This window comes from Phytobacter sp. V69, assembly GCF_965644215.1.
Lineage (GTDB): Bacteria > Pseudomonadota > Gammaproteobacteria > Enterobacterales > Enterobacteriaceae > Phytobacter.
Genome location: NZ_CBFFRL010000278.1, coordinates 1 through 4,788, shown reverse-complemented (window position 1 = coordinate 4,788; position 4,788 = coordinate 1). Strand labels below are relative to the sequence as shown.

Sequence of the window (4,788 nt, the reverse complement as noted above, 5' to 3'; positions counted from 1 at the left end):
ACCGCATCGATGCTGACGTTATTTCCGGTATCATGATTGTATTTTTCGACCGTTTTTTTGAAACCATCGAGCCACGGCGACTGGTTGATAACGATTTTAACGTTGGCTGCATACGCGGTGGATAAAGCAGGTAGCGCCAGCATGGTTAATATCGCCGCACCGGAAATACGAAAAAAATGGTTTCTTGCCACAGGTTTTTACTCCCCAGGTTATAAGTCCGCGGATTCAAGTTCGAACTGCAACGCCAGGCTGTGTCCCGTAACTATTTTTTGTACAGTTCAGCATTGGTATGGCAGTGCAAAAAATTCTCTTAAGCTATAAAGAACGTCCGGAATATCTCAATACTCAACCAGAAATCACATTCCGGAAAAGATTCCTACTGAATCTTTTGGTATGCAGGGAGGTTAAGGGACGCAGCCTAAGCCGCCTGCCTTAGCTCTGCAAAAACCACTGAAGGCTGGCGGAAACCCGGACAGTCCATGCAGGGAAAGGAATCAGGGCTGTTTGGTCTGTCTGACCGTTCTGCATCGAGCTTGAAATGTATTGCCCATACGCAACATGTCATCTATCTGTAAATGGCAGGTGTAGCGGTATCTGGTGCAACTATTCAGTAATGCAGATGAAACTAACTTACGGAAATAATCGCTGTCTATAACGTAGATAGCATAACTTATGCACTGTATGAATATGTTGAAAAAAAGAGAGGTTAGTTATCTGTTTTAAATGAATATTTTATATTCACCGACCGTATATTCACACTATTGCAATGCTTAGTGAAATAATTGATTGACGGATTTAAGTTCGAAGTGCAACGCTAAGCGGTAATCCCCCCGAAAAACCGGCGTGTTCATAAGTAGAATTTTCTCGTCATCTGAATCGGGGAGATTTCTATGAAAAAATCACGTTTTACCGACAACCAGATCATGGCCATCCTGAACCAAGCCGAGGCCGGAACGTCGGTGGCTCAACTGTGCCGCGAGCATGGTATGAGCAATGCCAGTTTCTATAAGTGGCGCTCGCGCTTTGGCGGGATGGATGTCTCCATGATGACCCGCCTGAAAGGGCTCTGTCGCATTAACGGCGGCAGAGCCGCTGCCAATGCGCTTACAGATAGCGCTGATCTGCTCCGTGCTCCACTTCCAGCATAACCCTCTCTCAACGTAAAATGCCGTCTCAGGGCTGATAACGCGCTTCGCCGCCCGCCGTCGCCGGTCATCACTCAACCGCTGAGCCTCTTCTGCTGAATAACCGCCAGCAGTCCCGTTGCGCCTGACCTCCCGGGATACAGTGGACTTACTGACGCCAACACGCTTGCTGAGCTCCGTGAGGCTAATATCATCACCAAACAACAGGGCAATCTGGTATCGTATGCCTTCGGTTAACTGCCGATACTTCATGTTGCTCGCTCATCTGTGGTAGGAAGAACGGGATAACTTATCGGTAGTTAACCCTTCTTCCCACACTCTCCACAATCATGACCGAGCGTTGCACTTATTATCTGAATTCGCGGACAATAGCGTCCGATAAATGCCATTTTTCGATTAAAAATACACCGTTTTAAGGTTTTTTCTTTTTGCCTGATATATTTAAATATATCAGATAGTTACTTCAATGACGTACGTTTTCTTTCCGTTGTCCTTCAGACCCTTACCTTCAAACCCCAGCATAACTCCCGATATCGGTCATTGATGACTGTATTTAAGGCGAATTCTTAAAGCATTTTTTAATTTACATGCCACGCTTGTCTGTGAAGTCAGGACTTATAACCTTAACGAGGATTTTGTATGAAAAAGACAGCCATCGCATTCTCTGCATTTCTGCTGGTCACTCCAGTGCTCGCCACTACCACCCATGCTACTGACGAAACGGTCGCCACAGCAAACGAGAGCGCGAACACCGCAAAGGAGAAACTGCATCAGGCGCAGAATGAAGGTGAAGAGCTGAAACTGAAAGCAAAACATGCTGCGGAAGGAGAAAGCAACAGCACCGGCAGCAAAATCAGCGAAGGTACCCAGAAAGCCTGGCATAAAACCAAAGAGGGCACCGAAAAAGGCTGGGATGCAACCAAAGAAGGGGCTGAGAAGGGATGGAACAAAACCAAGGAAGGGGCTGAATCACTTAAAAAGAAAGTAACCGGATAACATAATTTACTGCCCGGAAGCCGCCGGCCGATACTGGCGGATGATTTTGCCTGCAGCAGGCTGGTGTGTATTTTGCGACATTACAGATGCAACTGCTCAGACGTCGGAAATTGCCGCTTCCTCAGATACCTGGCATTTATACGCTATTTTTACCGGTTCATGATTAAGTTATTCATCATGAACAATAACAGAGGTAATGAAAAATGGGATTATTAAGCTTTGTGAAAGAGGCGGGCGAGAAAATTCTGGATGCCGTTTCTGGCGGAAGTAAAGAAGATCAGGCTGAAAAGCTGAAAAAACATATTGGTAGTCTTAACCTTCCCGGAGCTGAAAACGTCAGTATTGCTGTGGCGGAAGATGGTAGCGCGACGGTAACAGGCGATGTTGGCTCACAGGAAGATAAGGAAAAAATTCTGGTGGCCGTAGGTAACGTGGCAGGGGTCGGGCAGGTCAATGACAGCGTTACTGTCACGCAGAGCGGAGCAGAAAGCCGCTATTACGCGGTGAAATCCGGTGACACCCTGAGCGCCATTGCGAAAGCAATGTATGGCACAGCCAGTGACTATCAGCGTATTTTTGAAGCCAATAAACCGATGCTGACTCATCCCGATAAAATCTATCCGGGGCAGGTGCTGATTATTCCTGCAGATAAGCAGTGAATCCGGGTGTATCAGCAATATTTTTAAGGAGTCTGTAATGGGATTATTAGATATAATTGGCAGCATGTCTGACGGGCAGCCAGGTAAAGCTGAACAGCTTCAGACGATCATGACCTGGATTGAGCAGCAGGGCGGGATTCAGGGCATTATGGAAAAATTCCACAATGGTGGCTTAGGTGAAATCGTCGAATCATGGATTAGCCAGCAGAGTAACATGCCGGTGAGCAGCGAGCAGCTCACCTCGGTATTCGGTTCGCCTGCACTTCAGGAGCTCGGGGCGAAACTGGGCATCGATTTGCAGACTGCCACGGCACTGATTTCTGAATACCTGCCAAAAATCGTCGATGGTCTCTCGCCACAGGGCGAAACGGCGGCTCAGGGTGATCTGGTTTCCGCAGGGCTTAATCTGCTGAAAGGTAAATTATTTGGTTAAAGGCCTGCCGTTAAAGCATTGCTCCTAAAAAAGTCGGGGCCTGAAGTGCCATCCCGGTTAGCTGGCCTGCAGTGCAGCTAACCGGAAATGGTCTGGAAACCGGTGGCGCGGCCCCCGCCCCACATTGACTCTATTCTGGGACGTGATCTGGTTCACGCCTGTGTCGGCTGCTACAAATACCCCAGCCGACACGGCTGGCTATGTAACAGGATGTGGCGACGTATAACAGTTTTTTACTTCATGAAATCACAGTCAGACGTCCACTTGACGAATTCAGCCTGATAGATACTTTTGTCGGAAGAGAGGAATTCTATATACCCCTCAACTGCATCACCTTCACTTCCGGGTTTGATGGTTGAGCGTAAGGCCGGCTGAAAAATTTTAGGTTTAATTCTAACCCTGTTGCCTTCATCAGTTGCATAAAAGCAGCCTTTGGCCAAATCGATGTTTTTTGTGCCGGTATTGATGATTGAGAGGTTAAACCGTTTCATGTACATCGGCTTTCCATTGTTTATCATAGTCCCTTGCTCACTGGTTTCACTTATCAAAAGATGAGTGAGCACGTCTTTATCCATATCTGTTGAATTTTGTCCGTAACTCACGGGGGCGAATGTGGAGAGCGTGCCTAGCAGCAGGGCTGAGGCCACCGCCTTTTTAAATGTCATAACTAACCTCAATCTTGGGTTCCATTTGTGAAAAAATAAGCATCCGTGTCTGGCATTAAATCAGGCCTCATTGATCCGGTGTCTGGCGAGAAGACGCACCACGGTGGAAGGATGAACACGGAACAGGCGGGCGGCATCAGCGCCCGTTTTCTGACCCGATGAGACAAGCGAGACAATCTCTTTTTGCTGCTGTGGCGTCAGTTTGGGCCTCCGTCCACCAATCCGACCATCCTGCCGGGCTGCAGCAAGTCCGTTCCTTGTCCGCTCACGAAGCATGGCACGTTCAAATTCAGCAAAGGAGCCGACGATCTGCATCATCATTCTTCCTGCCGGAGTGGATGTATCAATATTTTCGGTAATGCTGCAGAAATCAGCCCCCGTGTCTTCAATCTTCTCCAGCGTCACCAGTAAATCCTTCAGCGAGCGGGAAAGTCGGTCCAGTTTCCATACAATGACCTGATCACCTTTTCGTAGCTGCTGCAAAAGTCGCTGTAACTCGGGTCGATCCCATCTTCCGCCGGATGCTTTTTCCTCGAATATCAGTTCACACCCGGCTGACTTTAGTGCTGCTATCTGGGCCTGAGTATCCTGTTCCTGTGTCGAGACCCGCGCATAACCGATGAGCATGATTGCGATATCCTGTTGCCATTTGTTGTTATTTTGCAATATATTTTTGCAACTCACAAGGCCGCATCGTTATGCTGACAGGGGAGGGATTGCACAAACGAACGTTTTTGCATCGCGGTGAGTCGATGAAAAATTGACAGTTATCGCGGCAGCCCGACCACTCTTCAGAAAAAACCGGGAGCACTCGAACATTAGCGCCCTTACAGGGCGAGCGTCACCGCTTCGCGGTTCCGATGGTATTCATGATCGGCATACCGTTTTAT

At 48.1% G+C, this 4,788-nt stretch carries 6 protein-coding genes and 2 pseudogenes; 4 read left to right on the top strand and 4 right to left on the bottom strand.

Annotation, left to right across the window (positions count from 1 at the left end; translation table 11 throughout):
* The coding region (locus ACSZPU_RS23465) for a hypothetical protein (RefSeq protein WP_499003824.1) at nucleotides 1-191 on the bottom strand (191 nt) is incomplete at its 3' end.
* 699 nt (nucleotides 192-890) lie between these two features.
* Here ACSZPU_RS23465 and ACSZPU_RS23460 point away from each other — a divergent pair.
* Nucleotides 891-1,067 (top strand): annotated as a pseudogene (locus ACSZPU_RS23460) (transposase); the annotation flags it as partial.
* Nucleotides 1,068-1,097: 30 nt separating this feature from the next.
* On the opposite strand, the pseudogene ACSZPU_RS23455 reads toward ACSZPU_RS23460, so the two are convergent.
* Nucleotides 1,098-1,397 (bottom strand): annotated as a pseudogene (locus ACSZPU_RS23455) (helix-turn-helix domain-containing protein); the annotation flags it as partial.
* Nucleotides 1,398-1,784: 387 nt separating this feature from the next.
* Between ACSZPU_RS23455 and ACSZPU_RS23450 the strand changes: the two are divergent.
* The 3 genes from ACSZPU_RS23450 to ACSZPU_RS23440 all read left to right on the top strand — a co-directional run bounded on the left by ACSZPU_RS23450 (nucleotide 1,785) and on the right by ACSZPU_RS23440 (nucleotide 3,233).
* Entirely contained in the window at nucleotides 1,785-2,141 is a 357-nt protein-coding gene (locus tag ACSZPU_RS23450) for a KPN_00521 family repetitive protein (RefSeq protein WP_437891257.1), read from the top strand.
* Between the two features lie 203 nt (nucleotides 2,142-2,344).
* The gene (gene lysM, locus ACSZPU_RS23445; RefSeq protein WP_499003821.1) at nucleotides 2,345-2,800 is read left to right on the top strand and encodes a peptidoglycan-binding protein LysM; all 456 of its coding nucleotides are present in this window, start codon (nucleotides 2,345-2,347) and stop codon (nucleotides 2,798-2,800) included.
* 10 nt (nucleotides 2,801-2,810) lie between these two features.
* On the top strand, nucleotides 2,811-3,233 hold the full coding sequence (locus ACSZPU_RS23440; RefSeq protein WP_499003826.1) for a YidB family protein: 423 nt from the start codon (nucleotides 2,811-2,813) through the stop codon (nucleotides 3,231-3,233).
* A gap of 233 nt (nucleotides 3,234-3,466) precedes the next feature.
* Here ACSZPU_RS23440 and ACSZPU_RS23435 read toward each other — a convergent pair whose 3' ends face one another.
* Nucleotides 3,467-3,898, bottom strand: a complete 432-nt coding sequence (locus ACSZPU_RS23435) for a DUF4354 family protein (protein ID WP_437891260.1) — start codon at nucleotides 3,896-3,898, stop codon at nucleotides 3,467-3,469.
* A gap of 60 nt (nucleotides 3,899-3,958) precedes the next feature.
* Entirely contained in the window at nucleotides 3,959-4,525 is a 567-nt protein-coding gene (locus ACSZPU_RS23430; protein ID WP_499003817.1) for a recombinase family protein, read from the bottom strand.
* Nucleotides 4,526-4,788 lie beyond the last annotated feature (263 nt).

What these genes read in the sequence shown, in the direction of transcription:
- ACSZPU_RS23450 (WP_437891257.1), top strand. Translation starts at nt 1,785, where the DNA reads ATGAAAAAGACAGCCATCGCATTCTCTGCATTTCTGCTGGTCACTCCA.
- lysM (WP_499003821.1), top strand. Translation starts at nt 2,345, where the DNA reads ATGGGATTATTAAGCTTTGTGAAAGAGGCGGGCGAGAAAATTCTGGAT.
- ACSZPU_RS23435 (WP_437891260.1), bottom strand. Translation starts at nt 3,898, where the DNA reads ATGACATTTAAAAAGGCGGTGGCCTCAGCCCTGCTGCTAGGCACGCTC.
- ACSZPU_RS23430 (WP_499003817.1), bottom strand. Translation starts at nt 4,525, where the DNA reads ATGCTCATCGGTTATGCGCGGGTCTCGACACAGGAACAGGATACTCAG.